Below are 26,642 nucleotides of genomic sequence, written 5' to 3' on the forward strand. Positions count from 1 at the left end.
TCCGGTGAAGGTTCTGATCGCCGGTGGCGCGGGTTTCATCGGCAGCACCATCGCCTCGGCCTGCCTGGACGCCGGCATCACCCCGGTCATCCTGGACAATCTCAGCACCGGGCGGGCCGAGTTCGTCGACGACCGGATCTTCTACCAGGGCGACATCGCCGACCGGGCGCTGCTCGACCGGGTTTTCGCCGAACACCCCGACATCGAGGCCGCCGTGCACTGCGCCGCCCTGATCGTGGTGCCGGAGTCGGTGCAGCACCCGTTGCGCTACTACCGGGAGAACGTCGGCAAGACCGTCGAGTTCCTGGACGCGCTGGTCGCCAACGGGTGCGAGCGGTTCCTGTTCAGCTCCTCCGCGGCGATCTACCAGCCCGGCGAGGACTTCGCGGTGGACGAGTCGTCACCGGTCGCGGCCACCAGCCCGTACGGGGAGAGCAAGGCGATGGTCGAGCGGGTGCTGGAGGACAGCGCCCGGGCGTACCCGCTGCGGGTCGTGTCGCTGCGCTACTTCAACCCCGTCGGGGCGGATCCGAAGATGCGGACCGGCCTGCAACTGGCCCGCCCCTCGCACGTACTCGGAAAGATGATCGAGGCGGCCCGGACCGGCGCCACCTTCCAGCTCACCGGCACCGACTGGCCCACCCGGGACGGCTCGGGCATCCGCGACTACGTGCACGTGTGGGACCTGGCGCAGGCTCACGTCGAGACGCTGCGCCGTTTCGACACCGTGCTCGACGGCGACCGCCGGTACGAGGTGATCAACCTGGGCACCGGCAACGGCACCACGGTCCGGGAACTGCTGGACGCGTTCCACTCGGTGCTCGGCCGGCCGATCACCACCGAGGTGTCGCCCCGCCGTCCGGGCGACGCCGCGGGCACCTACACGCGCAGCGACCGGGCCCGGCGGCTGCTCGGCTGGGAACCGAGCCTCTCGCTCGCCGAGGGCATCCAGCACTCGTTGCAGTGGGCGGAGCGGCGGGACAGCGTCCTGGGCCCCGCCGAGGACGGCGAACCGACGCCGGTGGGCGGGGTGCTCAGCGCACGCTGAGCTTCCCCGCACCCGCACCCGCAGCGAAGGGGCCCCACCGTCCGGTGGGGCCCCTTCGCGGTGTCTCGGGTCAGGACCGCGGGTCGTCCAGCAGCAGCCGGTCGAAGTCGTGCCGCACCACCGACCAGTCCCACTCCCGCAGCGCGTACGCCGACGCCTCCTGGCCGGCCGCGCGCCAGGACTCGTCGGTGGCGGTGGTCCGCAGGATCAGTTCCACCGCCTCCTGCGGGCTGCCGATCACCCAGCCCTCCGGATAGAGGGTGCGGGCGCTGTTCGGCCGGCCGGCGAAGAACGGCCAGTCCCGCACCACCGGCACGGCACCGCTGGCGGCGCCCTCCATGAGGCCGCAGTGGCAGCCCTCACGTACCGACGAGCTGATGATGACCCCGATGTCGGTGAGCATCTTCGGCACATCGTCGGTGGGTCCGAGCCGTCGTACCGCGCCGCTGGCCTCCAACTCGCGCACGTCCCGGTTGAACGCCTCCAGGTACTCGCGGCTGGCCACGCTGACGTTCGGGTTCATGTCGCCGCCCACCAGCAGCATCCGGTACCGGTCGTCGCGCTCACGCAGCAACCGCAGCACCTCGACCGCCCAGCGCGGGTCCTTGGCCACCTGGCTGATGCCGACCATACCGAGCTGGAACCGGGCTTCCGCCGGCTTGTCGATCTGGAAGCCACGCAGGTCCATGGCGTTGTCCATGACGTGCAGCCGGGGCGCGTCCGGACCGCGCAGGTAGGGCACCAGGGTGGTGGCCAGATCCCGGATGTGGTCGGCCACGAAGACGAGGTCGTCGATCCGGGAGAAGTCCACCATGTACGGCCAGCGGGACAGCGTCTCATAGCTGTGCAGCCGGACGATGACCCGGGTGGTGCCGGGGTCGACCAGGGTGAACAGCGCGGCCGGCGCCACGCACCAGTCCACGAAGACGGTGTCCGCCCAGTCCAGGTACGGCCGCAGCCGCTCCTCGGCCTTGTCCCCGTAGGGCGTCGAGTCGGCCGACAGCCGGTGCTCCAGCATCGGCTTCGCCGCCCAGGTCACGCTCTTCAGCGCGGCGTTCGCCGCCAGGTCCACGAAGCGGACCTCCACCTGCGGATGGGCGTCGTAGTAGGACCGGATCAGCTTCAGGAAGTTGTCGTTCGCGCTGGTCGCGATCAGCAGCCGCAGCGGCCGGTCGGTCGGCGGCGGGGCCGCCGGCTGGCGGCGACCGCGCGGAGTGGCCACCGTCGTCGCGGCCAGGGAGCGGCGGAACGGGGCGACGAAGCCCTCCGGGTCCTCGGCCAGCGGCGAGGTGAGCTGGTCGATGTGCAGCACCCGGTCGAACGCCAGCGTCATGGCCCGGTTCAGCAGGTCCGCCGCGCCGCCGTTCTGGTCCGCCCGGTGCCGCTGGTCGGCGACGTCCAGCAGGGCCTTGACCGCGCTGTCCAGGTCGCGGGGCGGCATGCCGGCCTTCAGCTCGCGGCTGGCCGCCTCGCCCATCATCCGGGCCCGAGCGGCCGGCTTACGCAGCTTGCTCGCGGTGGCGGTGAGGATCAGCGCCTCGCCGTCGGGCCGGTCGGCCCAGGCCATGCCCTTGGCCGCCTGCTGGGCGACCTTGGTGCGCAACGAGTCGGGCACCTTCGGAGTCTTCACCGCGGTCAGCCAGAGCTGGGTACCGGCCCGGCTGCGCATGATCGGGCGGGCCGTGACGGCGTTGACCGCCGCCCGAGGTGCCGCGTTGATCAGTCGGTTGACGCTCTGCTTCAACCCGCTGGACGACGGGAGGCCGTTGGCCAGTCGCTGCAGCGCCCCGGCGGCCGGCCGGTCCTTGCGCTCGGTCAGCGCCTGCACCGCGGCCTGGATGCCGTAGCGGGCATCGGCCGTCCGGTTGCGCTGGGCGAACCGCCACACCGTGTAGATCGCGTGCGCGTCGAGGGCGACCAGCACGTCGGCCGTGCGGGCCTGCTCCCGGGCCCACGGCTCCCGACGGATCCGGCTCCACACCCGCTCGCCGGGCACCTGACGGGCGGCCGTACGGGTCGGCGTGTCCTTGGCGATGTTCAGCGGCAGCGCGCACAGGCCGTCGAGTTGGAGGTCCTCCGCCAGCTCGTCCGGGTCGACCGCGCCGACCAGGTGCACCCGCGCCCCGGTCTCGCGCAGCCGCCGCACAGCGGTGCTCAGGATCCCCGGCTGCGGGGCCACGCCCGCCACCAGCAACACGTCGCTCATGCGCGCACCCCAGCGGATCGCTCGATCTCGTCCATCGTCGAAGGTTCGCTCGACGGGTGCACGACGGCACCGTTGACCGGCAGGTCCCGTGGCGCGGCGAGAGCGTGCGCCGCCAGCTGCTCGACCGCGTGTCGCATCAGGGTCTCCCGGGTGAACGGGTCGGCGTGGCGCCGCACCCCGGCGCGCTGCTCGTCGGTCGCCTCGACGACCATCCGGGCGGCGGCCCGGAAGCTGTCCACCAGCCGCAGCTCGTCCAGCCCGAACGCGCCCGTCCAGAGCGGGTGCCCGTCGAGCACCCGGGAGGCGTCGTGGTCGACCTCGTGCACCGAGACGATCGGCAGGCCGGTGGCCATGTACTCGTACACCTTGCCGGAGGTGACGTAGCGGCCGCCGATCAGGATCAGCACCAGGGCGTCCCAGCCGCCGTAGGTCTGGCCGACCTCCGCCTTGCGCACCGGACCGCCGAACGACACGCCGTCGGCCGCCGCCTCCCGGATCAGCTCGGTAAGACCGTTGGCCTCACGGTTCGCGCCGGCGCCGATGTGCCCCCGGATCTCGAACCGGGCGTTGCGCAGCAACGGCTCCTGCTTTCGCGCCTCGCGCCACGCGTCGAGCACCACCCCGAGCTGGTGGGTGGTGTAGTTGACGGTGCCCAGGTAGCCGAAGGTCAGGCCGGCCTCCGGGTCGGGGGTGTGCGGCCGGACCATCGGCACGCTGTCCTTGTCGTAGCCGTTGCGGACCACGTGCACGCGGTTCGCGACGTGCGGGTAGCGGGTCCGGTAGTGGTCCGCGATCGGGTCGTTGACCACCCAGAGCGACTGGCAGTGGTCGAGGATCTGCCGCTCCCAGACACCGGCCTCCGAGTCGGGGGTGAACGCCTGGCCGCCGTTGACCACGTCGATGGACCAGCCGTCGCGGTAGTCCACCGCGTACGGCACGCCGTGGGTCTCCCACAGCTTCCACGCCGCCGCCAGGTTGACGTAGGGCGTGCAGCTGGCCAGCAGCAGGTCCGCCGGGTGCTCGCGGTGGATGTCGAGCACGGCCTGCTCCAGCGTGCCACGCCAGCTGCCGAAGACCGGCTCCGGGAAGATCCTCTTCTCCCGCTTACGCAGGTTGGTCAGCCACTTGGCCGGACGCAGCGCGCGCTCCTCGCTGAACTTCCGGATGTCGGTCTCCAGGTCCTCCCGGGCCAGCGGCAGCTCCACCACCTTGATCTCCGGGTCGACCTGCTCCAGGAGGCTGTAGTCGAGGCCCGAGTCGCGCTCCCAGGAGGCGGGCGGGATGGTCACCACCGTGACGTCCCAGTCGAGCCGACGGAACTGGTTGGCGGTCTCCCGCATCCGGTACGCGCAGCTCTTCGCCGCCGGCGGGAAGCCGATGGCCAGGTAGATGAGGTGGGGGCGCCGGCTGCGGCCGGCCGCGGCGGAGTTCGACACGTCGAGGGATTGTGTCATGGTCGGGTGAACACCCCGGGTCTCTCTGTCGGCAGGCAGGTTTACTTCGTGGCGAGGGTCTCGACGACCCGCTGGGCGGCCTGGCCGTCGCCGTACGGCGTGCCCTGGGCGGCCGTGGGCGCCGGCCTGGTCGCGATGTCGACCCACTCGGCGCGGGAGTGGACGGACGGGTCCGGCACCAGGCGGTTCCAGTCGTCCACCAACGTCTCGACCCATTCGGTCTCCGGCCGCAGGGTGGTGCACGGCCGGGCGAGCAGGTACGCCTCCTTCTGCAGGCCACCGGAGTCGGTTACCACACCGGTCGAGCCGAGGACCGCCGCGACCATGCCGGCGTACGGCAGCGGACGACCGACGTGCACCGCTCCGCGGTTCAGCTTCAGCCCGTGTTCCTCGGCCTTGGCCACCAACCGGGGGTGCGCCAGCAGCGCCACCGGCACCGGCAGGTCCGCCAGGCCGTCGAGCAGGGTGCTGAGCCGCTCCCGCGAGTCGGTGTTCTCGGCGCGGTGCAGGGTGGCCAGCAGGTAGGGCTCGTCCGGCCGGATGCCGTCCGGCAGCGTCGGCGCGGGGTGGGTGCCGGCCAGTACGGCGTCCCGGACGCCCAGGCACACGTCGACCATCACGTCGCCGACCAGCGTGGAACGGGCGCCCAGGCCCTCGGCGGCAAGGTGTCGCATGGCCTCCTGGCTGGGAGCGAGAAGCAGGTCGGCCGCGTGATCGGTGAGGATCCGGTTGTGCTCCTCCGGCATCATCCGGTTGAACGAGCGCAGCCCGGCCTCGAGGTGGGCGACCGGCAGGTGCAGCTTCACGGCGGAGACGGCGCCGGCGAGGGTCGAGTTCGTGTCGCCGTAGACCAGCACCCAGTCCGGCTGCTCGGCCAGGAACACCGGGTCCAGCGCGGCCAGCGCCTTGCCCGTCTGGACGCCGTGCGACCCGGACCCGATCCCCAGGTGGATGTCGGGGTCCGGGATGCCCAGGCCGGAGAAGAAGACGTCCGACAGGTCGGCGTCGTAGTGCTGGCCCGTGTGCACGATCAGGTGCTCGTGCTCGGTGGCGGCGAACGCGGCGGCGATGGGGGCGAGCTTGATCAGCTGAGGGCGTGCCCCGACGACGCTGATGACCTTCACCTGACTGGCTCCTCGTGTGATCTCGTGAAAGGCGAGCCGCGCGTCGGCAGCGTCCGTCCCTTGAGTCAGACGAATTCTGCCTCAGCCGGACGGGACCGCCAAATTCCCGCACCGGGCGAGGTGAGGCATCTTCCCGATGTGATGGTGCCCGTTGCCTTTGCGTCGTTCGCACCCTGGGTGCCGATCGTCCGGTGTGTCGCGCCGTCCACCAACGGGCAAATCCGTAGGATTCGCCACTGTGACGAGGGCACATCCCCTCGGCCAGGTCCCGGCCAGCCCTCCGGAGACACCGGTGGACAGCGCTCCACCCGCGCCGGCTGACGCCGCGCCGGCGCCGGCCGACCGCGGACCCGGTCGCGGACGCCGGCTTCCCGCCGGTCGCCTCGCCGACCTGCTGGTCGGGCTGGCCTACCTGCTGGGCGCGTTCTGGGTCACCGGCCGGGGCTGGCTGAACGTGCACGGCCGGCTGCTCGGCAGTCGCCCGGACGACCAGGGGTTCAACGAGTGGATGCTGGCGCACGCCGCCCACGCGGTGACCCACCTGGAGAATCCGTTCGTCACCACGCTCCAGAACGCCCCCGAGGGCGTGAACCTGATGTCGAACGTCGGGCTGCAACTGCCGGGCATCCTGCTGACGCCGGTCACCCTGCTGGGCGGAGCGCCGCTGTCGTACCTGGTGTTGATCACCCTGAACCTGGCCGGTACCGCCTTCGCCTGGTACTGGGTGCTCTCCCGGCACCTCGTCCGGTCCCACCCGGCGGCCGTCGTCGGTGGCCTGTTCTGCGCCTTCGCGCCAGCCATGATCACCCACAGCAACGGCCACCCGCACATCACCGCGCAGTGGTTGGTGCCGTTCCTGGTGTGGCGCGTCGTCCGGCTCACCCGCGCCGGGGCTTCGGTCCGGGAGGGCCTGATCCTCGGCGCGTTGGTCGCCGCCCAGTTCTTCATCTCCGTGGAGGTGCTCTTCCTGGTCGCCCTGGGCGTCCTGATGGCCACCGTGGCCCATCTCGTGCTGCGCCCGCGGGAGACGCTGCGGCTCGCCCCCCGCGCCCTGGCGGCGCTGGGGGTGGCCGGCGGCCTGGTGCTGCTGGTCACCGCGTACCCGCTGTGGATGCAGTTCGCCGGGCCGCAGCACCGGATCGGGCACCCGGGCGACCCCGACGTGTACACGCTGCGGCTGAAGTCGTTCGTCGCGTACGCCACCGAGTCGATCGGCGGCGGGCCGGACAGCGCCCGCGGACTGGCACCGAACACCACCGAGCAGGCCAGCTTCTACGGCTGGCCGGTGGTGCTGCTGGTGGCCGCCGTGATCGTCGCGCTCCGCCGCGAACTGGGCGTCCGGGTGCTCGCCGTGGTGGCGCTGGTATCCGGCGTGCTCGCCCTCGGCTCGACGCTCAGCTGGGGGCCGGAGAAGACCGACATCCCGGCCCCGTTCGTCCTGCTGCACGGCCTGCCGATCGTGGACGCCATGGTCATCGCCCGGTTCGCGCTGATCACCACGGTCGCCGTCGGCCTGCTGCTCGCCCTGGCGGTGGCCCGCGTCGACGGTCTCGCGGCGCGGGCGCCGCAGGTGGCCGCGCCGCTGCGGCTGCTGACGGCGGCGGCGCTGGTGGCGGCCCTGGTGCCGATGCTGCCCACCCCGCTGCCGGCGAAGGGACGGGTGCCGGTGCCCCAGTTCGTCACCTCCGGCGAGTGGCGCCAGCACGTGGCGGAGGGACGCACCCTGGTGCCGGTACCGGTGCACAACATGACCTCGATCAACTGGGGTTCCGCCGCGCTGGCCGAGTTCGCCGTCCCGCAGGGCTACTTCCTGGGACCGACCTCGCCGACCGACGACACCGGCCGCTGGGGCACCGAGCCGCGGCCCACCGCGCGGCTGCTCACCGCGGTGGGCGCCGGTACCCGCCCGCCCACCGTCGACGCCGTCGAGCGGGAGCAGGCGGTCACCGACGTGCGCTGGTGGAAGGCGGACGCGGTGGTACTGCCGAAACACGCCCACGAGGCCGAGCTGAAGGCGTTCCTGGAGGCCTGCTTCGGCCCGGGCCGGCGGGTGCGGGACGTGTGGGTGTGGGACGTCCGACCGCTGACCCGATGACCCGCTGACCCGGTCCACCGGGAGTGGGCCGGGGTCAGGGGGAGTAGGCCCAGACCAGCAGGAGGTAACCGCCGAAGTAGGCGGTGAAGGCGGTCGCCCCCACCAGGATGACCGCCAACCGGGCGGTGCTGAGGGCCGCGAGACCCCGGGCGACCGGCAGGAGCAGCGCGAACGCCGGCAACAGGAACCGGGCCTTGGAGTTGAAGTAGCCGGACGCGCCGATGGTGGTCACCAGCATCATCGCGCTGTAGGCCAGCAGTGGCCAGGGCTGTCGGTCGACGATGCTGAGCGCCAGCAGGACCAGGCTGCCCGCCAGGACGGCGACGATCAGGTACCACTGGAGTTCGACCGGCTGGTCCAGCGTCGTGCCGACGGACTCCAGGGTGCCGGCCCCGCCGTCGAAGGTCGACCGCCAGCCCTCGGTCTGGATCTGCAACCAGCCGTCCACCCGGCCGGTCCGCCAGCCGACCCAGCCGACGAAGCCGAGCCACCCCAGCGGCGCCAGGAGTATCGCCACCGCCGGTCGCCAGCCACCGTGCCGCCGCGCCAGCGCGATCAACGCCGCCAGCATCACCACCGGGATGAGCGAGGTGGCGGTCGGCCGGGTCGCGCCGGCGAGCAGGCAGAGGGTGCCGGCGGTGAGCCACCGCCCGGTCAGCACCGCGTACAGCGACCAGGCCGCCAGCGCGGTGAAGAGCGACTCGGTGTACGCCATCGACTCGACGATCGCGTGCGGCACCAGCCCCCACGCCACGGCCAGCAGGATCCCGGTCCGCCGGCCGTACAGGTGGTTGCCGATCGCGAACAGACCCCAGGCGGCGGCCAGTGACGCGAGCCAGGCCAGCGCGATCGCGGTGCCGCGGTAGTGGAGCGGGGAGAGTGGCTCGGTGAGGCGGACCAGCAGGGGGTAGAGCGGGAAGAAAGCCATGTCGCTCTGCAGGGTCTCCGCGCGGTCGTACCCGTGCTCGGCGATGCCCAGGTACCAGCCGGCGTCGGCCCGGAGGCCGATCAGCCGGCCGAACCGGGCGTCCCGCGCGTCTGCCCAGATGGCCACGGTGACCAGTCCGACCACGCGTACCGCGACGTAGCCCGCCAGCGCCGGCCAGACGGCCCACAGCGCCCGCCGAAGCCGGGTCGGCAGCCGGGTGTCGGCGACCACCTCGGGTGTGCCGGGCCCAGCGTCCTCGTGGCCGTCGCGTCCGCGGTCGGCGATCCCGCCCGTCTCGCATGCCATCCCGGCCACCATGTTCCCCCCGGGCAGGTGTGTGGACCCGGGCGAGGTTAGCAAGGGGGGCCGGCCCGACGGTGTCGACGCGGCCGGTGCTTCCCGGCCACCGTCGGCACGCCGCCGTGCCCGCTCGGTGCCGCTCTGTGGCCACCTGCGTGCCGTACACTACCGGAGGTTCCGCCCGGGGCCCGTGGCCGTGCGCGGCGGACGGCCGGTCGGAGGTGGCTTTCAGACCGTCGGCGATAGCCGGCGAGCGCGCCCGTGGCCAACGGCGGATCCCCCGCCCGCAGCGAACACGGCGATGGGGGAAGGACCAGATGAGCACGCCCGACGTCAGCGTCATCGTGGCCGTCTACAACACCATGCCATACCTCACCACCTGCCTGGATTCGCTCGTCGGGCAGACGATCGGGCGGGACCGGCTGGAGGTCGTCGCGGTCGACGACGGCTCCACCGACGGCAGCGGCGCGGAGCTGGACCGGTACGCCGCCCGTTTCCCGGACACGGTCCGGGTGCTGCACCAGGCCAACTCGGGCGGCCCGGCCGCGCCGAGCAACCTCGCCCTGGACCACGCCCGAGGCCGATACGTCTTCTTCATCGGCTCCGACGACCACCTCGGCCCGGAGGCGCTGGAGCGCCTGGTGGACGCCGCCGACCGGTGGGACTCCGACGTGGTGCTCGGGCGGATGGTCGGCACCAACAAGCGCTACGTGCACCAGGCGGCCTACGCGGTCACCGAGGAACGGCTGGACCTCTTCGGCGGGGCGTTGGCGTGGTCGCTGTCGAACACCAAGCTGTTCCGTCGGGAGCTGGTCGAGCGTTACGGCCTGCGCTTCCGCACCGACATGCCGATGGGTAGCGACCAGCCGTTCACGCTGGAGGCATGCTTCCGGGCCAAGAAGATCTCGGTCCTCGGCGACTACGACTACTACTACGCGGTCAAGCGGGAGAACGCGCAGAACATCACCTACGCCAGCCGCTTCGAGGAGCGGCTGCGCTGCGCCGAGGAGCTGGTCGGCTTCGTGGCCGGGCTGATCGAGCCGGGCCCGCGCCGGGACGCCGTGCTGCTGCGTCATTTCAGCTGGGAGGTGGCCAAGCTGCTCCGGGCGGAGTTCCTGGGTCTCGACGAGGACGTCCAGCAGAACGTCCACGACCGGATCCGCAAGCTTGCCGAGGCGTACCTGACCGAGGGCGTCCTGGCCCGGATGGCGCCCGACCTGCGGCTGCGTCTCGCCGTCGCGCGCGACGGCGACCTGACGCGCCTCCGCGAGCTGATCGGGCAGCAGGCCGACCGGACGCTGCCCGAGGTCACCATCTCCGACGGCCGCTGGTACGCCCACCACGTAGGTTTCCGCGACCCGGCGTTCGGCTATCCGGACGACTGGTACGACATCACGGACCAGGCCGCCAGAACGCTGGCCAAGCTGACCGTGAGCAGGTTGGCCTGGGGTCGCGACGGCACCGGGGCCCGCGCCCTGGTGGTCACCGCGCGCAGCCGCTGGGCGGAGCTGTCCGAGCTGACCGCCGAGGCGGTCCGGGTCAGTGTCGGCGATCTGGTGGGTGTGACGTCGGTGGCGCCCGACGGCACCGGTACCGTCGTGCGGACGGACTTCGCGATGGACCGGCTGCTCGCGGTCGTCGCGGCGGACGGGGAGCGTCGGGTGGTCCGCGCCGAGGTGAGCACCCCGGGTGGCACCGGGTCGGCGCCGGTTCGTGCCGACCGGGGCGTCGTGGGTCCCCGGCGGCTGGCCCGGCACGGCGTCCGGCTGTACCTCGTCACGCCCACCACCAACCACAAGGGCCAGGTGATCGTCGCGATCACGCCGCTGACGCCCCGTCGGTTCCTTGCCCGCCTGCGCCGAATCAGGCTCTCTGGAGGAAAGTAGTTTCATGAACATCTGCGTCGTAGCGCTCGGGAAGATCGGCCTGCCGCTCGCCGTGCAGTTCGCCTCGAAGGGGCACCGGGTGATCGGTGCCGACGTCTCGGAGCGGGTGGTGCGCCTGGTCAACGACGGGGCGGTGCCGTTCCCGGGCGAGACCGACCTGGACGTCAAGCTGAAGGAGGCGGTCGCCGCCGGGCTGCTCTCGGCCACCACTGACACCACCGCGGCGGTCGCCGAGTCCGACGCGGTCGTCGTGGTCGTCCCGCTCTTCGTCGACGCCGACGGGGTGCCGGACTTCGGCTGGATGGACGACGCCACCCGCGCCGTCGCCGCCGGCCTGCGGCCCGGCACGCTGGTCAGCTACGAGACCACCCTGCCGGTCGGCACCACCCGCGGACGCTGGGCGCCGATGCTCCAGGAGGGCTCCGGGCTCGTCGCGGGCAGCGACTTCCACCTGGTGTTCAGCCCCGAGCGGGTGCTCACCGGCCGGGTCTTCGCCGACCTGCGCCGCTACCCCAAGCTGGTCGGCGGCATCGACGAGGCGTCGGCCGCGCACGGCGTCCGCTTCTACGAGGCCGTGCTCGACTTCGACGAGCGGCCCGACCTGAGCAAGCCCAACGGCGTCTGGGACCTGGGCTCGGCCGAGGCCTCGGAGATGGCGAAGCTGGCCGAGACCACCTACCGGGACGTCAACATCGGCCTGGCGAACCAGTTCGCGCGCTTCGCCGACACCGTGGGCATCGACGTCACCAAGGTCATCGAGGCGTGCAACACCCAGCCGTACAGCCACATCCACTCCCCGGGCATCGCGGTCGGCGGGCACTGCATCCCGATCTACCCGCGGATGTACCTCTGGAACGACCCGGCGGCCACCGTCGTCCGGTCCGCCCGGGAGGCCAACGCGGCGATGCCGGACTACGCGGTCGACCTGCTCGCCGCCGCGTACGGTGACCTGACCGGCGTGGGTGTCCTGGTGCTCGGCGCCGCCTACCGGGGCGGGGTGAAGGAGACCGCCTTCTCCGGTGTCTTCCCCACCGTCGAGGCGCTGCGCCAGCGGGGTGCCACGCCGTACGTCTCCGACCCGATGTACACCAACGAGGAGCTGGTCGCACACGGCCTGCCGGGTTACGACGGCGAGCCGCTCGGCGCCGCGGTGGTCCAGGCCGACCACGCCGAGTACCGTAGCCTCAGCCCGGCCGACCTGCCCGGCGTGACGGTGCTGGTCGACGGCCGTCGGGTCACCGACCCGGCCCGCTGGACCGGGGTCCGTCGCGTGGTCATCGGCGGCTGACCCGTTCGTCGCCCACGGGCCCCGGCCGTTCCGACGGCCGGGGTCCGTCGCGTCGCGCGCCCCGGCCGGCACGGTCGGTGAGCACCGTCATCGGTCGTTCACCCGTCGGACACCCCGGCAATACCGGCGTTACCTACCCCGTTTAAGGTCGCAGCTGCCCGGTATCGGACCCCTCGACACCGGTGGGCAGACAGGGAGCGTGCCGTTGTTCAGCAGAGTACGGAGCCAGCAGGGTCTCGCCGCCGTCGGACTGACCCTGCTCGGCTACGGGGTCATGATCCTGTCCGGCGTGCTCGGCCTGGTGATCCCGTACGCGGTCGCCGCGGTGGTGGTCATCGCCGGTGAGCTGACCCTCGCCGGCCGGTACGCCCAGACCGCCGAGCTGCTCGGCAAGGCGGGCCTCGGGCGGGTCTTCCGGCGGCTGGTCCGCGACCTGTCGGTGGCGCTGCTGGTGGTGAGCACGGTCCGTCCCGGCGTGGCCGGCACCGTGGCGGTGCTGCTGCTGCCCGCCGCGCTCTGGGTCGTGGCCGTCGGCACCACCGCGCTGACCAGGGTGGTCGACGGGCGGGCCGCCACCCCGGCGTTCACCCGCAACATCGACCTGGGCGCGATGCGTCGGGCGCCGGTGCCGCCGCGGTGGGCGCGGCACCTGGCCGGCCTGCGGCTGCCGATCCTCAACGTGCTGCTGGTGCCGGCCGCCGTGCTGGCCGCGGTGGTCGACCGGGTCGCCCCGGTGGTGGTCACCGGGCTGGTCACCCTCGCCGCCGGGCTGGTCACCGCCGGGGTGCTCGCGCTGACCTGGCTGCGGGGGCGCGGCAGCACCCCCGGCGCGGTACGCGCGGTGCACGACTGGCTGTCCCGGGAGCGGCCCGAGGTGGCGCTCTATTTCGCCGGTCCGGCCAAGGACGTCTACCAGGCCAACATGTGGCTCGCGCCGGTCGAGGCGGCCGGCCGCCCGGCGGTGGTGCTGCTGCGCGCCGAGGAGGCGTTCCACGAGCTGGCTGACACCCGGCTGCCGGTGATCTGCGTACCGGCCGGGGTGGACTTCATGAACCTCGACCTCGGGTCGATCCGGGTCGCCCTGTACGCGGCCAACGTCGGGGCGAACATCCACATGCTGCGCGAGGCGGGCGTGAAGCACGTCTTCGTCGGCCACGGCGACAGCGACAAGCAGGCAAGCGTCAACCCGTACAGCAAGGTCTACGACGAGGTCTGGGTGGCCGGCCCGGCCGGCCGGGAGCGGTACGCCCGCGCCGACGTGGGCGTGCTGGACCGCGACATCGTGGAGATCGGCCGGCCGCAGCTCGCCGGGCTGCACACCTTCGGCTCGCGCGCCGCCGACCAGGTCTTCACCGTGCTCTACGCCCCCACCTGGGAGGGCTGGCTGGACGACGACCCGTACCACACGTCGCTGGTGCTGATGGGGGAGCGGATCGTGTCGGGGCTGCTCGCCGCGGGCAACCTGCGACTGGTCTACAAGCCGCACCCGCTGACCGGCACCCGGTCGAAGCAGGCGCGCGCGGCGCACGAGCGGATCGTCGCCCGGATCCGGGCCGCCGGCGGCCAGACCGACCCGACCTCGCTGGACGGCACCGCGCATCTGGTGGTCACCGGCCGCACCCCGGCCCTGTTCGACTGCTTCAACGTCACCGACCTGCTGGTCAGCGACGTCTCCAGCGTGGTCTCCGACTTCGTGCAGAGCGAACGGCCGTACGTGGTGGCCAACCCCGCGGGCCTGTCGGAGGACGAGTTCCGCCGGACCTTCCCCACCGCGCGGGCGGCGTACCTGCTGGCGGCGGACTGCGGCGAGCTGCCGAAGATCCTCGCCGTCACCCGGGCCGGGGACGACCCGATGACCGAGGCGCGACGGGAGCTGAAGGAGTACCTGCTCGGCCCGTCCGGGTCGAACCCGATGGACCGCTTCCGGGACGAGATCGACCGCCTCTGCGGCTGACCCGCGTACCCGGCGACGGGGGCGACGACCGGACCGGTCGTCGCCCCCGTTCGTGTTTTCCGCCCGCCGTGTGCTCAGGCCCGCGACGGCGGGTTGTCGACGTCCCGGGACACGATCTCGCCCTTCTCGTCCACCCAACCCTTCGGCCGGGCCGGGTTTCCGGCGACCAGCTGGTAGGGCGCGACGTCCCGGGTCACCACCGAGCCGGCGGCGATCATCGCGTACTCGCCCACCTCGATGCCGCAGATCAGGGTGGCGTTGGCGCCGATCGAGGCGCCCCGGCGGACCATCGTCGGGGTGATGGTCCAGTCCGGGTTCTGGGCCCGGGGGCGGAAGTCGTTGGTGAAGACCGCGCACGGGCCGACGAAGACCTCGTCCTCGATGGTCACGCCCTGGTAGACGGAGACGTTGTTCTGGATTTTCACCAGGTCCCCCACCGTCACACCGGCGTCCACGTAGACGTTGCGCCCGATGACGCAGCCCGCGCCCACCCGGGCGGTGGACCGAATGTGAGCCAGGTGCCAGACCTTCGTGCCGTTCCCGACTTGGGCGCCGGACTCCACGTCGGCGCTGGGGTGGACGAAGACCGTCGGCCGGTCGTTGGTGTCAGCCATGTCTGTCTGCTCGCATCGTCTCGGGGCGCGGCGTCGCGCCGGGTGAAGGCCGGTCCGAAAGCCCTGGGCCGTGGCCCGGCGTAGCATAACCAGCCGCCGATCGCGCGCCGCCGCGGCGGCTACGGCGAGGCCGTCCAGATCAGGCTGAGATAGGTGCCGTACCAGGCGGAAATCAGTGCGAGCAGCCCGAGGACGAGGATCCGGGTACGCGGCCGCGCCTTGCCCAGCGCGAGGGCCACCGGCAGCAGCAGCGTGAAGGCGGGCACCAGGTAGCGGCCCTTGGCCCAGTAGTACTCCTCGGTACCCACGGTCAGGATGAGGAACGTCAGGGAGTAGACCACCACGGGCAGCGGGTAACGGTCGAGGACGAGCAGCACGACCAGTACGGCGGCGATCGCCATCAGCAGCGTCGACGTGTAGAACGACAGCGGCACCGCCTCGGTCAGCACCTGTCGGAAGGTGGCGAAGGTGTCCACGCCGCCGTCGAACCCGATCTTCCAGGTGGTGCTCTGCATGTGAAAGTAGGCGTCGACGCGTCCCAGCCGCTGGCCGATCCATGCCAGATAGCCGAGGTAGCCCAGGGGAGCGAGCAGCCCCGCGACCCACGGTCGCCAGCCGTCCTGCCGGCGTGCCACCGCGACGAGCGCGGCGACGCCGACCGCGGCGATCAGCGCGCTCGCCGTCGGGCGGCTGAAGCCGGCGACCAGGCAGAGCACCCCGGCCGTGAGCCATCTCCGGCGCAGCAGTGCGTACAGGGTCCACGCCACCAGCGCGGTGAACAGGGTCTCGGTGTACGCCATGTTCTGCACCACCGCGTGGGGCAGCACTGCCCAGAGCACGACCAGGAGCAGGCCGACGCGCCGGGAGGCGAGCTGGACGCCGACGGCGTAGATGCCCCACGCGGCGGCGATACCGGCGACCCACGACACGACCAGGGCGGCGACCGGGATGGAGAACGGGGTGACGGCGGCGACCCCCGCCGTGAGGCCAGGGTAGAGCGGGAAGAACGGCAGGTTCGGCAACCGTGACTTGCCGTCCGGGCCGACGTTGTCCAGGCTCTGGTCGTACCCCTGATCGGCGATCTGCGCATACCACGTGGAGTCGTAGCGGCTGTGCAGCAGCCACCAGAAGTCGGCGCCCGCCCGATGGGAGAAGATCCACAGGACGATCAGCCCGGCCGCCCGCAACAGGACGTACGCGAGGAGCGCCGGTGCCGCGGCCGGCAACCGTCGGCGGCTGCCCGCATCCGTCGGCGGCCCGTCGGCCGTTGCCGCGGCTTGGGACGACCAGCCTGCTGCCGGGTCGCGCGGGTGTGCGGCGGAGGCCGGTTCGGCGAGGGGCTTCGTGGAGGTGGCGGGGTCGGCGGACACGAGGCGTGACCCTACCCGACCGGCGGAACCGTCGGGACCCGCCGCGGGACGGAGCGAGGTCGTCGGGCATGGCGACCGTCCGTCAGGTCAGCAGCGCCGCGATCGCGTCGGCGGCAGGCACGTCGGCCGGTAACGCCCGCGCGTCGACGACGGCCGACACGGGCAGCGGGCCGTACAGGTGCGGGAAGAGCTGGTCGTGGCGGGACGGTTCCCAGCGCAGCTCCGAACCCAGCCGCTGCTCGTCGACCGTCAGCAGCGTCAGCCCGGTCACGCCGGTGAAGACCCGTCGGGCCGTCTCGACCACCTGGTCGGGACCGGACAGGTGGATGAACCCGTCCTGATGGTCCATGGCGGTGCCGGTGAAGTGGCCGGCGGCCCGCGCGTCCTCCCACTCGGTCGTCGCCAGCAGCTTGTAGATCATTCCGGCAGGATAGCGAGGCCGGCCCTCCCGTCGCGGGCGGACATCTGCCACCATGCCCAGGTCGGCTGGGCGAGGAACGGAGGCACCGGGTGCGCATCCTGCTGGTCGAGGACGACCGCCGGGTCGCCGCGGCCCTGTCCTCCGCGCTGACCCGGCGCGGGTACGAGGTGGAGCACGCGGCCACCGTCGCCGCCGCCCTGTCCGCCGCGCCCTGCGACCTGGTGCTGCTGGACCTGACCCTGCCCGACGGGGACGGCACCGACCTGTGCCGGGAGTTGCGCCGGCGCAGCACCCAGCTCGGCATCATCGCGGTGACCGCCCGGGGCGAGGAGCGGGACCGGGTGCTCGGCCTGCGGCTCGGCGCGGACGACTACGTGGTGAAGCCCTTCTCGATGGTGGAGCTGCAGGCCCGGATCGAGGCGGTGCTGCGGCGCGCCGCGCACACCGTGCCGCAGCGGCACGTGATCGAGGTCGGCCCGGTCCGCATCGACGTCTCCGCCCGGGCGGTGACGGTGGACGGCCGCGCCGTGGCGTTGACCCGCAAGGAGTTCGACGTCCTGCTCTCGCTGGCCCGGCAGCCCGGGGTGGCGGTGCCGCGGGACCGGATCCTGCTCGACGCGTGGGGCACCACCTGGGCCGACCGGCACACCGTCGAGGTGCACGTCGGCTCGCTGCGGGGCAAGCTCGGCGATCCCCGCCTGGTGGAGACCGTCCGCGGCGTCGGCTACCGGTTGCGCGGCGAATGAGGTCACGGTGCGACGTCGGCTGGTGATCAGCTATCTGCTGCTGATGGTGCTCGTCCTCATCGCGTTGGAGACGCCGCTGGCGGCGACCCTGGCCAGCCGGGAGACCGACCGGGTGCGGGCCGACCGGCTCGCCGACGCCACCCGGTTCGCCTCGCTCGCCGAGCCGGCGCTGCGCGGCGGCGCCGCCGGTCCGCTCGACAACGAGCTGGACAGCTACGACGAGCTGTACGGCATCGGCGCGGCGGTGGTCGACCGGGACCGCCGTACGGTGGTCTCCTCGGCGAGCTGGCGGACGGCCCCGGGCACCCGGGAGGCGCTGGACGTGGCGCTGTCCGGGCAGCAGGTCAGCGGCCCGCCGTCGGTGTGGCCGTGGGTGGACGGGCCGATCGTGGTGGCGGTGCCGATCAACGACGGCGGCGAGGTGCTCGGTGCGGTCGTCACCGCCACCCCGGCCGGCCCGGTCCGGCGTACCGTCACCGCCTGGTGGCTGCTGCTGGCCGGCATCGGCCTGCTCGCGGTGCTGGCCTGCGTGCTGACCGCGTTCGGCCTGGCCGGGTGGGTGCTGCGACCGGTCACCGAGCTGGACACGGTCACCCACGAGATCGCCGAGGGCGACGGCAGCGCCCGGGTGCAGCACCGGCTGGGCCCGCCGGAGCTGCGCCGCCTGGCGGCGAGCTTCAACCACATGGCCGACGCGGTCTCCGACGTGATGGACCGGCAGCGGGCCTTCGTCGCGCACGCCAGCCACCAGTTGCGCAATCCGCTGACCGCGCTGCGGCTGCGGGTGGAGGAGCTGGGACCGAGCCTCACCGACCCGGACGGCCGCGCCGAGCACCGGCTGGCGCTGGAGGAGACCGACCGGCTCGCCCTGGTGCTCGACGCGCTGCTCACCCTGGCCCGTGCAGAGCGGCGGGAGAACCAGCGGGTGACCGTCGACGCGGCGGCCGTCGCCGCCAGCCGGGTCGCCGCCTGGCAGCCGCTCGCCCGGCACCGGTCGGTCACCCTGCGCCTGGCCACGGTCGACTCCCCGGCGTACGCGGCGACCGTGCCCACCGCGATCGACCAGGCACTCGACGCGCTGATCGACAACGCGGTGAAGTTCAGCGGCGCGGGGGGAGAGGTGACCGTCCGGGTCCGCCGGGACGACGGCGGGACCGCCCTGGAGGTACGCGACACCGGCCCCGGCATGACGGCGAGCCAGCTGGGGCAGGCCACCGAGCGGTTCTGGCGGGCACCGGAGGTGCAGAACGTCGACGGCGCCGGGCTGGGCCTGACCATCGTCGCGGTGCTGGTGGACGCCTCTGGCGGTCGGCTCACCATGTGCCCGAACGAGCCGCGCGGCCTGGTCGCCGGTCTCTGGTTCCCCGCCCCCGCCGCCGTGCCTGCCGCCGCCCGCGACACGCCCGCCGCGCCCGCCGCCGCCCCCGACGCCGCGCCGCGCACCACGCCCGCGTCCACGCCGCGCTGAGGCGTTAGGAAGGGACCCTTCCTCTACACCAGGCGTTAAGCGGGGGCCCTTCCTTTCACGGTTTGGCGGCGCGGTACCAGGCGGCGGCGCCCGGGTGCAGGGGCAGCGGCGCGGTGGCGATGGCCGAGCGGGGGCTCATCCGTCCCGCCGCCGGGTGTGCCGCGCCCAGTTCCGCCCGGCGCTCCATCAGCAACCGGGTCACCTCCCGGATCAGCGTCTCCGGCAGGTCGGCGCGGACGACGAGGAAGTTCGGGTTCGCCACCGTGGTGACCGGGTCCACGCCGTAGACCGAGCGGGGGATGTCCCGGGACACGTAGACCTCCGGGTTGCGCTCGCGCAGCGGTTCGGTCCAGTCGCCCAGGTCGACGATGCGTACCGGCAGGTCCCGGGCCAGTTCCTCGACCGCCCGCACCGGCAGGCCGCCGGAGAAGAAGAACGCGTCGACCCGGCCCTCGCGCAGCGCGGCGACCGAGTCGTCCAGGCCGAGGTGTTCCCGGTGGGCCCGCTTCTCGTCGAGCCGGGCCGCGTCCAGCAGCCGGGTGGCGGTGATCTCGGTGCCGGAGCCGGGCGCGCCCACCGACACCCGCCGGCCGGCCAGGTCGGCCACCGTCCGCACCGGCCCGCCGGCGGTGGTGACCAGGTGCAGCAGGTCGTCGTAGACGCGGGCCACCGCGACGACCGCCGGATCGGTGGCCCCGGCCGGCGGCAGCACGTCGGCCTGGGTGAAACCCAGCTCGGCGGCACCGGAGCCGACCAGCCGGACGTTCTCCGCCGACGCGGCGGTCACCACGACGCTGGCCTCGACGTTCGGCAGCTCCCGGTTGAGGATGGCGGCCAGCGACCGCCCGAACGCGTGGTAGACGGCGGTCGGGCTGCCGGTGGCGATCCGGATCCGTACCGGCTCCTCGTCGGTCTCCCGGCAGCCGGCGGCGCCGGGCAGGACCGCGACCAGCAGCAACGCCAGCAGGGCGGTCGACGCGGCCGGCGGTCGGTTGCGGGCGGACCAGGTACGGCTCACCCGGTGCACTCTGCGCCGACCGGGCCGCCCCGCGCAACCCGGATCCCCCGCCCCGGACGGCGCCGGTCAGGATCCGGCCGCCTCCCGGGGCGGACCGAGCGCGGCGGCGTCCAGGATCTGCTCCCGGTCCCGGCCGTGTGCGACGCTGACCACGAAGCAGCCGGTGCCCGGTCGCAGCAGCGCCGGGACGTCCAGCAGGGCCGCCCCGCGGACCAGCACGGCGGCCAGTTCCCGGTCGGTGAGTCGGATCCCGAGGATGTGCCGCCGGACGTGCCGGCCGCCACCGAGCAGGGCGGCCCGCCACGCCGCCGCGGCGAGCCGGGGCCGCCACACCCGCCGCGGGGTGGACGCGCCGGGCGTCGGCCCGCCCAGCAACTCGCGGCGGCCCTGCCGCCAGCCGGCCTCCACCACCTGCGCGTACGCGGCGCGGTGCGCCGCCGGCACGGAGAGCCGGTGCAGCTCGTAGCGACGGCGTAGACCGCCCACGGCGACCTCGTGCCGGACCGGTACGCCCAACCGGTCGAGCAGTTGCCGCATCCGCTGCGCGGCCTCCTCCCGGTTGAACTCGACCGTCACCGGCGGGTGGAGTGGGGCGGGCCGCCGAGGGTTCCCGCCGGTCGGGGGCGTCATGCAGCGCAGCAGGCAGGCGACCTCGAAGGCGTCGGCCAGGGTCAGCCAGTCCAGCGGGGGCGGGGGCGACGGCGGCCGGGGCCGGTCGAGCAGGGTCGGTTCGGGGGACACCTCGGGCTCCTCGTCGGCGTCGGGGTGTCCCTACCGTGACGGTTGCGCGGTGCGGGCGGAACCGATCCGGCCGAGCCTTGAGGAAATCTTGCGTCTGCCGTTACAGCTCGGACACGATCACGTCGACCTGGCGGGGCCGGCCGGCCGGTGTCGCGGTCTCCTCGACCCGGTACGTGAGGTCGCGCAGCGCGGCCACCAGAGCGTCGGCGGTACGCGGGCGGGCGCCGGCGAGCAGCAGCTCCCGGACCAGCCGGCCCTTGGTCGCCTTGTTGAAGTGGCTGACCACCGTCCGCACCGGCGTGCCGTCGACGTCCCGCTCGTGCAGCACCCGGACGATCACCGTGCGGGCGGCCACCGCACCGCGCGGTGTCCAGGTGGCGGCGTACGCGCCGGAGCGCAGGTCCAGCACCGGCCGGTCCCCGGCGGCGGCGGTCAGCGCCGGGTCCAGCGCGGCACGCCACCAGGCGGACAGCGCGCCCACCCCGGGCAGCCGCGCGGAGATCGGGCAGCGGTAGGGCGGGATCCGGTCGGCGAGGCGTACCGCGCCCCAGAGGCCGGAGCTGATCAGCACCGACCGGCGGGCCGCCCGCAGCGCCGGGGCGGGCAGTGAGGCGAGGTCCAGCGCCTCGTACAGGACCCCGGTGTAGAGGCGCTCGGCCGGCGCCGTCGCCGCCCGCAGCAGGCGTGCGTTGCGCCGCAGCTCGTCGCGCTGACCGGGGCCGAGGCCGAGCGCGGCCAGCGCGACGGCCTCGTCGGCGGTGCTGGCGTCGACAAGCGCGGACAGCACCCGCTCACGCGCTCCGGCCAGCTCCGGCAGGCTCAGCCGGGCCAGATCCATCCGCCGGCCGGTGCCGGTGTCGGCCTTGCCCTCGGAGGGCGGCAGCAGGATGAGCATCGGTGGACTCCTCGGTCGGCGGCTGCCGCCAGCGTACGATCCGGTCCTACCGCCACGGCCGCACCGGCTGCTCCGGGTGGTACACGCGATACCCGTCGACCTCGATCACCAGCGCCGCGTCGGCCCGGTCGCCGAGCAGCCGGCGCAGCCGCCGCTCCAGCGTCGACCCGGACTCCACCACGTAACCCGGCCGGGCAGCCGCCGACACCTGCCGCCAGTACGCCGGGTAGCGGTTCTGGCCCGGGGTGAACCACTCGTCGAGCACCCCGCACACCACGTCCTCACCGGTGTTGAAGATCAACCGGTTGCAGGTCCAGTAGTCCCCGTACACCTCCCGGGGCCCGTCCGCGCGGACCGCGTCGGCCAGTTGCCGGGCCGCCCGCTCCTCGGTCCGGCCCGCCCGCGCGCCGGTGGTGGCGAACAGCACGGTGACCACCAGCGCGGTGGCCGCCAGCGCGGCCAGCCCGGCGGTGGCGACCGCGCCGGCCAGCCGGCCGGCCACCCCGACCGTGCCCCGCCAGCAGGCCACCGCCGCCAGCCACACCGGCCACAGCACCGCCGGCAGGGAGAGCTGGAGCACCGACAGGTAGCGCGCGTTGCTCAGCGGGTCGGTGGCGGCCAGCGGGCTGCGGGCGTACGACAGCAGGGTCGCCGCCGCGCCGAGGACCAGCGCGAGGTGCACGACCGGGCCGACCCGCCGGGCCCGTCCCGGTCCGGCGGCCCGGCGGTACGCGAGCACCGCGACCACCGCGGCGATCCCCAGCAGCACCGGGTAGAGCAGCCCGGACCAGCGGGTCCACGTCGTGCACCCGTCGACCGGGCACAGCCCGTGCGCCAGCGGTACGCCCTCCAGCAGCGCGCCGCGCAGCCGCTCCGACCAGGGTGGCGTCGGCCCGGCCCGGGTGCTGATCTCCCGGAACACCGACAGCGAGTCCTCACCGGGCGGGGCGACCAGGTTGTCCCAGGCCATCGGGGCGACGCCGACGGCGAAGCCCGCCACCAGCAGCGGTCCCGCCCAGCCCAGCAGCTCCCGCCGCGCCACCCACAGCAGCACCAGCCCGGCCGCCCCCAGGTAGGGCAGGATCAGCCAGTCCGACCACACCGCCACCCCGGCGAGCAGTCCGAACGCCCCGACGGCCAGCCGCCGGTGGCGGATCGTGCCGCCGGCCAGCCCCACCGCCACCAGCAGCATCAGCAGCACCGCGACCTTGACCTCCGGCCGCCCGCCGACCACGGTGATCTGGTCGCGGACCACCCGCTCGCCGCCGAGCGCCAACAGGCCGACGACGAATGTGGCGAACCACGGCGAGCCGATCCGCCGGGTGAGCCGGTGGATCAGCCAGAGGAACAGCGCGTACAACACCAGCAGCGGCAGCCGCAGCACCGGCCAGCTGGGCCCGACCGCCGCGACCAGCGGCGCGGCCAGGTACGACTCCAGCACACCCATGTAGCGCTGCCCGTAGAGGAAGACCGGGAACTCCCGGCCCTGCGCGATGTGCAGCGCGGCCAGCCCGAACGTCGCCTCGTCGCTGTTCGACACCGGCGTGGTGCGCAGGGTCAGGACCAGCCGGTACGCGACCCCGGCCACCCCCAGCAGCAGCGCGACGAGCGCCGGCCGGTCGAGCCGGGGACGCCACCGCCCCCCGTGCTGAGCAGATCGCGACACGACCAGCGCCCCCGTCGTCGTCCCGACCGGAGTGTTTCACGCGCCGGCGGGGGACCGGGCCGGTTCGCCGTGAACGCGGTGCTGCCGGCGTGCCTGCGGTGGCCCGGTGAGATCGCCTCACGTGGCCGAGGCGGCGGGCTTGTGGCAGGGTTGCACCCGTGCCACCCACTCCCGCCGGCCAGCTGGCCGTACCCACCCTGCACCGGGCCGCGCGGATCGAGGACGCCGTGCACCACCTCGTGGAGCGCCGGCTGCGGCGGACCGGGTGGCGGATGAACGTGGTCGCCTACACCGGCTACGGCGCGCCCGGCTGGGTACGCGTCATGTGCCGGGTGCTGCTGGGACGACCGGACACCCGGGAGCACGGCCGGCTGGAGAAGGTCCGGGGCTGGCGCAGCTTCACGACCCTGCCCGCCAAACACGTCAAGGTCACCATCACCGCCGGCGGGGTGACCCACGAGACGCAGGCCGACCGCAGCGGCTTCGTCGACGTCACCGTGAAGGCCGACATGGTGCCCGGCTGGGGTGCGGTGACCATCGGTGTGCCGGACGCGGAGCCGGTCGAGGCGCCGGTGCGGATCCTCGACCCGGAGGTGCGCTTCGGCGTCCTCTCCGACATCGACGACACGGTGATGGTCACCGCACTGCCCCGGCCGCTGCTCGCCGCCTGGAACACCTTCGTGCTGGACGAGCACGCCCGCAACGCGGTCCCCGGCATGGCGGTGCTGTACGAGCGGCTGGTCACCGCCCACCCCGGCGCCCCGGTGTTCTACCTGTCCACCGGTGCGTGGAACGTCGCCCCGACGCTCACCCGGTTCCTGTCCCGCCACCTCTACCCGGCCGGCCCGCTGCTGCTGACCGACTGGGGACCCACCCACGACCGCTGGTTCCGCAGCGGCCGGGAGCACAAGCGCATCACCCTGGCCCGCCTGGCCAAGGAGTTCCCCGAGGTCAAGTGGCTGCTGGTCGGCGACGACGGGCAGCACGACCAGGAGATCTACCGGGAGTTCGCCGCCGCCCACCCGGAGAACGTGGCCGGCGTGGCGATCCGCCGGCTGTCGCCCACCCAGGCGGTGCTCGCCGGTAGCCTGCCCGCGCCCGCCGGCAGCTCGTCAGCCGGGCCGGTGGGGCAGAAGTGGCTCTCCGCTCCGGACGGCGCCGGCCTGTGGAAGCTGTTGCGCGACGCCGGCCTGGTCTGACGCCGGCTCCCGGCGCGTTCCGGGGCGCCGACCGTGCGTTCCCGACATGATCGGCTCGCCTTCATTGATATCGGGCTGTCCAGGCGAGGTTGTCCGCCCGACTTCAATGATCCCGGCCGGCCGGGTGGCCGGCCGGTGAAGGATACTTGCGCATCTCATCGATAGACCTGAACATATCTTCATGCGCAGAGACCTTGGTCGATTCCTTCCCGGTGTGACGCTGACGGCGGCGCTCGTGCTCGGCCTGGCCGTGGTGACCTCCCGGCCCGCCGAACCGGACACCGTGCCGACCGCCGTGCCGGTGGCCGCCGAGGCGGCCTGCGCGACCGACCCGGCCACCCCGAAGCGGCAGCTCCGCGGCATGTGGATCGCCAGTGTGGCCAACATCGACTGGCCCAGCCGCACCGGGCTCACCCCGGCCGCCCAGCAGGCCGAGTACCGGGGCTGGCTCGACCTGGCCCAGCAGCGCCGGATGAACGCCGTGGTGGTGCAGATCCGCCCCGCCGCCGATGCCTTCTGGCCGTCGACCTACGAGCCGTGGTCGCAGTGGCTCACCGGTACCCAGGGCGGCAACCCCGGCTACGACCCGCTGGCCTTCATGGTCGCCGAGGCGCACGCCCGGAACCTGGAGTTCCACGCCTGGTTCAACCCCTACCGGGTGGCCAACCACACCGATCTCAGCAAACTCGCGGCGAGCCACCCGGCCCGCACGAACCCGGGCTGGACGGTGAGCTACGGGGGTCAGCTCTACTACAACCCCGGCATCCCGGCCGTCCGCGCGTTCGTGCAGGACGCGATGATGGACGCGGTCGCGCGGTACGACATCGACGCGGTGCACTGGGACGACTACTTCTACCCGTACCCGGTCAGCGGGGTGGCCTTCCCCGACCAGGCCGCCTACGCCCAGTACGGAAGCGGCTTCAGCAGCATCGCCGACTGGCGACGCCACAACGTCAACCTGCTGGTGCAGGAGATGGGCGCGAAGATCCGGGCGGCGAAGCCGTGGGTGAAGCTCGGCATCAGCCCGTTCGGCATCTGGCGCAACGCCGGCACCGACCCGCTCGGCTCGCGCACCACCGGCCTCCAGTCGTACGACGCGATCTACGCCGACACCCGGCGCTGGGTGCGCCAGGGCTGGGTCGACTACATCGCGCCGCAGGTCTACTGGCAGATCGGCCACCCCGCCGCCGACTACGCGGAGTTGGTCCGCTGGTGGTCCGAGACGGTGACCGGCACGGACGTGCACCTGCTGATCGGGCAGGCCACCTACCGCGCCGGCGCGTCCGGGCAGGACGCGGCCTGGCAGGACCCGGCCGAACTGACCGACCACCTGACGCTCAACCGCAGTCACCCGCAGGTCGTCGGCGACCTCCACTTCAGCGCCAAGGACGTCCGCGCGGACCGGATCGGGGCGGTCAGCCGGGTGGCGACCGACCACTACCGCCGGCCCGCGCTGGCCCCGGCCGGCACCGGCGGTGCGGCGCCGGCCGCACCGAGCCTCACCTCGGCGGTACGCGGCACCGGCGGCGTGACGCTGACCTGGCAGCGCGGCAGCACCGGCAGCACGGCCGGGTACGCGGTCTACCGGCTGCCCGGCGACGGCACGGTCGACCCCTGCGCCCTGGCCGACGCCCGCCACCTGCTCGGTACGGTCCGCGCCTCGGGCGGCAGCGGGACGTTCACCGACGCCACCGCCGCCGCCGGTGCGACCTACCGCTACCTGGTGACCGCCCTGGACCGGCGGCACCACGAGAGCCCGGCGAGCAACGTGCGGCTGGTCACCGGCGGCGGTGCCACGTTCAGCGTGGTCGTGGACAACGCCACCGCCGGGGGCTTCACCGCCGCCGGCACCTGGGGCACGTCGTCCTACCTCCCGGCCCGGTACGGCGCCAACTACCGGTTCGCCCTGCCGCAGGCGGTGAGCGATCCGGCCTGGTTCAGCGCGACCCTGCCCGCCGCCGGTGCGTACCGGGTCGAGGTCTGGTACCCGGCCGACCCCGGCTACAACAGCGCCGCGCCGCACCTGGTGGCCACCGCGAACGGCACCGTGACGGCCACCGTCGACCAGCGGGTCGGCGGTGGGCAGTGGCGGGTGCTGGGCACCTACGACCTCGCCGCCGGGACGCGCCAGGTCGTCGGGGTCAGCCGCTGGACCAGCACCCCGGGGTACGTCGTCGCCGACGCCGTCCGGATCACCCGAGTCTGAGCGGGAGTACGGCAG

Annotated in this window: 20 protein-coding genes; 9 read left to right on the forward strand and 11 right to left on the reverse strand. The window is 73.4% G+C overall.

The genetic code is table 11. From position 1 onward, the window contains the following. The first annotated feature begins 4 nt into the window (after positions 1 to 4). The gene (gene galE / locus D7223_RS17775) at positions 5 to 1,048 is read left to right on the forward strand and encodes a UDP-glucose 4-epimerase GalE (protein ID WP_120729508.1); all 1,044 of its coding nucleotides are present in this window, start codon (positions 5 to 7) and stop codon (positions 1,046 to 1,048) included. Between the two features lie 70 nt (positions 1,049 to 1,118). On the opposite strand, the gene D7223_RS17780 is transcribed toward galE, so the two are convergent. Genes D7223_RS17780 through wecB form a run of 3 tightly spaced genes read right to left on the reverse strand, consistent with a single transcriptional unit; the run spans position 1,119 to position 5,832 of the window. Next, positions 1,119 to 3,254 (reverse strand): glycosyltransferase, encoded by a 2,136-nt coding sequence (locus D7223_RS17780; RefSeq protein ID WP_120729509.1) that lies wholly within the window; start codon positions 3,252 to 3,254, stop codon positions 1,119 to 1,121. Then, positions 3,251 to 4,708, reverse strand: coding sequence for a glycosyltransferase (locus tag D7223_RS17785; RefSeq protein WP_120729510.1), 1,458 nt, complete (start codon positions 4,706 to 4,708; stop codon positions 3,251 to 3,253). The genes D7223_RS17780 and D7223_RS17785 overlap by 4 nt, the downstream gene beginning before the upstream one ends. Positions 4,709 to 4,749: 41 nt before the next feature. Next, the gene (gene wecB, locus D7223_RS17790; protein WP_120729511.1) at positions 4,750 to 5,832 is read right to left on the reverse strand and encodes a non-hydrolyzing UDP-N-acetylglucosamine 2-epimerase; all 1,083 of its coding nucleotides are present in this window, start codon (positions 5,830 to 5,832) and stop codon (positions 4,750 to 4,752) included. Between the two features lie 238 nt (positions 5,833 to 6,070). Between wecB and D7223_RS17795 the strand changes: the two genes are divergently transcribed. After that, entirely contained in the window at positions 6,071 to 7,927 is a 1,857-nt protein-coding gene (locus tag D7223_RS17795; protein ID WP_158610905.1) for a DUF6311 domain-containing protein, read from the forward strand. Positions 7,928 to 7,961: 34 nt separating this feature from the next. Here D7223_RS17795 and D7223_RS32830 read toward each other — a convergent pair whose 3' ends face one another. After that, complete coding sequence (locus D7223_RS32830) at positions 7,962 to 9,161, reverse strand: hypothetical protein (protein ID WP_158610906.1); 1,200 nt, start codon at positions 9,159 to 9,161, stop codon at positions 7,962 to 7,964. 311 nt (positions 9,162 to 9,472) lie between these two features. Between D7223_RS32830 and D7223_RS17805 the strand changes: the two genes are divergently transcribed. From D7223_RS17805 to D7223_RS17815, 3 genes are all read left to right on the forward strand, one after another. Further along, the gene (locus D7223_RS17805; RefSeq protein WP_120729513.1) at positions 9,473 to 11,041 is read left to right on the forward strand and encodes a glycosyltransferase family 2 protein; all 1,569 of its coding nucleotides are present in this window, start codon (positions 9,473 to 9,475) and stop codon (positions 11,039 to 11,041) included. 4 nt (positions 11,042 to 11,045) lie between these two features. Further along, on the forward strand, positions 11,046 to 12,329 hold the full coding sequence (locus D7223_RS17810) for a nucleotide sugar dehydrogenase (RefSeq protein WP_120729514.1): 1,284 nt from the start codon (positions 11,046 to 11,048) through the stop codon (positions 12,327 to 12,329). 205 nt (positions 12,330 to 12,534) lie between these two features. Next, positions 12,535 to 14,283 (forward strand): CDP-glycerol glycerophosphotransferase family protein, encoded by a 1,749-nt coding sequence (locus tag D7223_RS17815; protein ID WP_120729515.1) that lies wholly within the window; start codon positions 12,535 to 12,537, stop codon positions 14,281 to 14,283. Between the two features lie 74 nt (positions 14,284 to 14,357). Here D7223_RS17815 and D7223_RS17820 read toward each other — a convergent pair whose 3' ends face one another. The 3 genes from D7223_RS17820 to D7223_RS17830 form a co-directional block, all read right to left on the reverse strand. Further along, on the reverse strand, positions 14,358 to 14,897 hold the full coding sequence (locus D7223_RS17820; protein ID WP_120729516.1) for an acyltransferase: 540 nt from the start codon (positions 14,895 to 14,897) through the stop codon (positions 14,358 to 14,360). Between the two features lie 119 nt (positions 14,898 to 15,016). Next, complete coding sequence (locus tag D7223_RS17825; protein WP_120729517.1) at positions 15,017 to 16,267, reverse strand: glycosyltransferase family 39 protein; 1,251 nt, start codon at positions 16,265 to 16,267, stop codon at positions 15,017 to 15,019. 82 nt (positions 16,268 to 16,349) lie between these two features. Beyond that, complete coding sequence (locus tag D7223_RS17830) at positions 16,350 to 16,688, reverse strand: DUF952 domain-containing protein (RefSeq protein ID WP_120729518.1); 339 nt, start codon at positions 16,686 to 16,688, stop codon at positions 16,350 to 16,352. Positions 16,689 to 16,777: 89 nt separating this feature from the next. Between D7223_RS17830 and D7223_RS17835 the strand changes: the two genes are divergently transcribed. After that, a complete protein-coding gene (locus D7223_RS17835) occupies positions 16,778 to 17,434 on the forward strand; it encodes a response regulator transcription factor (protein ID WP_120729519.1) in 657 nt (218 codons plus the stop codon). 7 nt (positions 17,435 to 17,441) lie between these two features. Next, on the forward strand, positions 17,442 to 18,902 hold the full coding sequence (locus tag D7223_RS17840; RefSeq protein WP_120729520.1) for a sensor histidine kinase: 1,461 nt from the start codon (positions 17,442 to 17,444) through the stop codon (positions 18,900 to 18,902). Between the two features lie 55 nt (positions 18,903 to 18,957). On the opposite strand, the gene D7223_RS17845 is transcribed toward D7223_RS17840, so the two are convergent. From D7223_RS17845 to D7223_RS17860, 4 genes are all read right to left on the reverse strand, one after another. Next, on the reverse strand, positions 18,958 to 19,920 hold the full coding sequence (locus D7223_RS17845; RefSeq protein ID WP_420330320.1) for a TAXI family TRAP transporter solute-binding subunit: 963 nt from the start codon (positions 19,918 to 19,920) through the stop codon (positions 18,958 to 18,960). A 66-nt stretch (positions 19,921 to 19,986) separates the two neighbouring features. Next, positions 19,987 to 20,661 carry a hypothetical protein gene (locus D7223_RS17850; RefSeq protein WP_120729522.1) on the reverse strand — a complete coding sequence of 225 codons (675 nt, stop codon included), beginning with the start codon at positions 20,659 to 20,661 and terminating at the stop codon, positions 19,987 to 19,989. Between the two features lie 100 nt (positions 20,662 to 20,761). Next, a complete protein-coding gene (gene yaaA / locus D7223_RS17855) occupies positions 20,762 to 21,556 on the reverse strand; it encodes a peroxide stress protein YaaA (protein ID WP_120729523.1) in 795 nt (264 codons plus the stop codon). Positions 21,557 to 21,602: 46 nt separating this feature from the next. After that, complete coding sequence (locus D7223_RS17860; RefSeq protein ID WP_120729524.1) at positions 21,603 to 23,222, reverse strand: hypothetical protein; 1,620 nt, start codon at positions 23,220 to 23,222, stop codon at positions 21,603 to 21,605. A 158-nt stretch (positions 23,223 to 23,380) separates the two neighbouring features. Here D7223_RS17860 and D7223_RS17865 point away from each other — a divergent pair, with 158 nt between their 5' ends. Beyond that, positions 23,381 to 24,421 carry an App1 family protein gene (locus tag D7223_RS17865; RefSeq protein ID WP_120729525.1) on the forward strand — a complete coding sequence of 347 codons (1,041 nt, stop codon included), beginning with the start codon at positions 23,381 to 23,383 and terminating at the stop codon, positions 24,419 to 24,421. Between the two features lie 181 nt (positions 24,422 to 24,602). Then, positions 24,603 to 26,627, forward strand: coding sequence for a family 10 glycosylhydrolase (locus D7223_RS17870; RefSeq protein WP_186832237.1), 2,025 nt, complete (start codon positions 24,603 to 24,605; stop codon positions 26,625 to 26,627). Positions 26,628 to 26,642: the final 15 nt, after the last annotated feature.

Origin of the sequence: Micromonospora endolithica (assembly GCF_003626595.1) — a bacterium.
Classification (GTDB): domain Bacteria; phylum Actinomycetota; class Actinomycetes; order Mycobacteriales; family Micromonosporaceae; genus Micromonospora; species Micromonospora endolithica.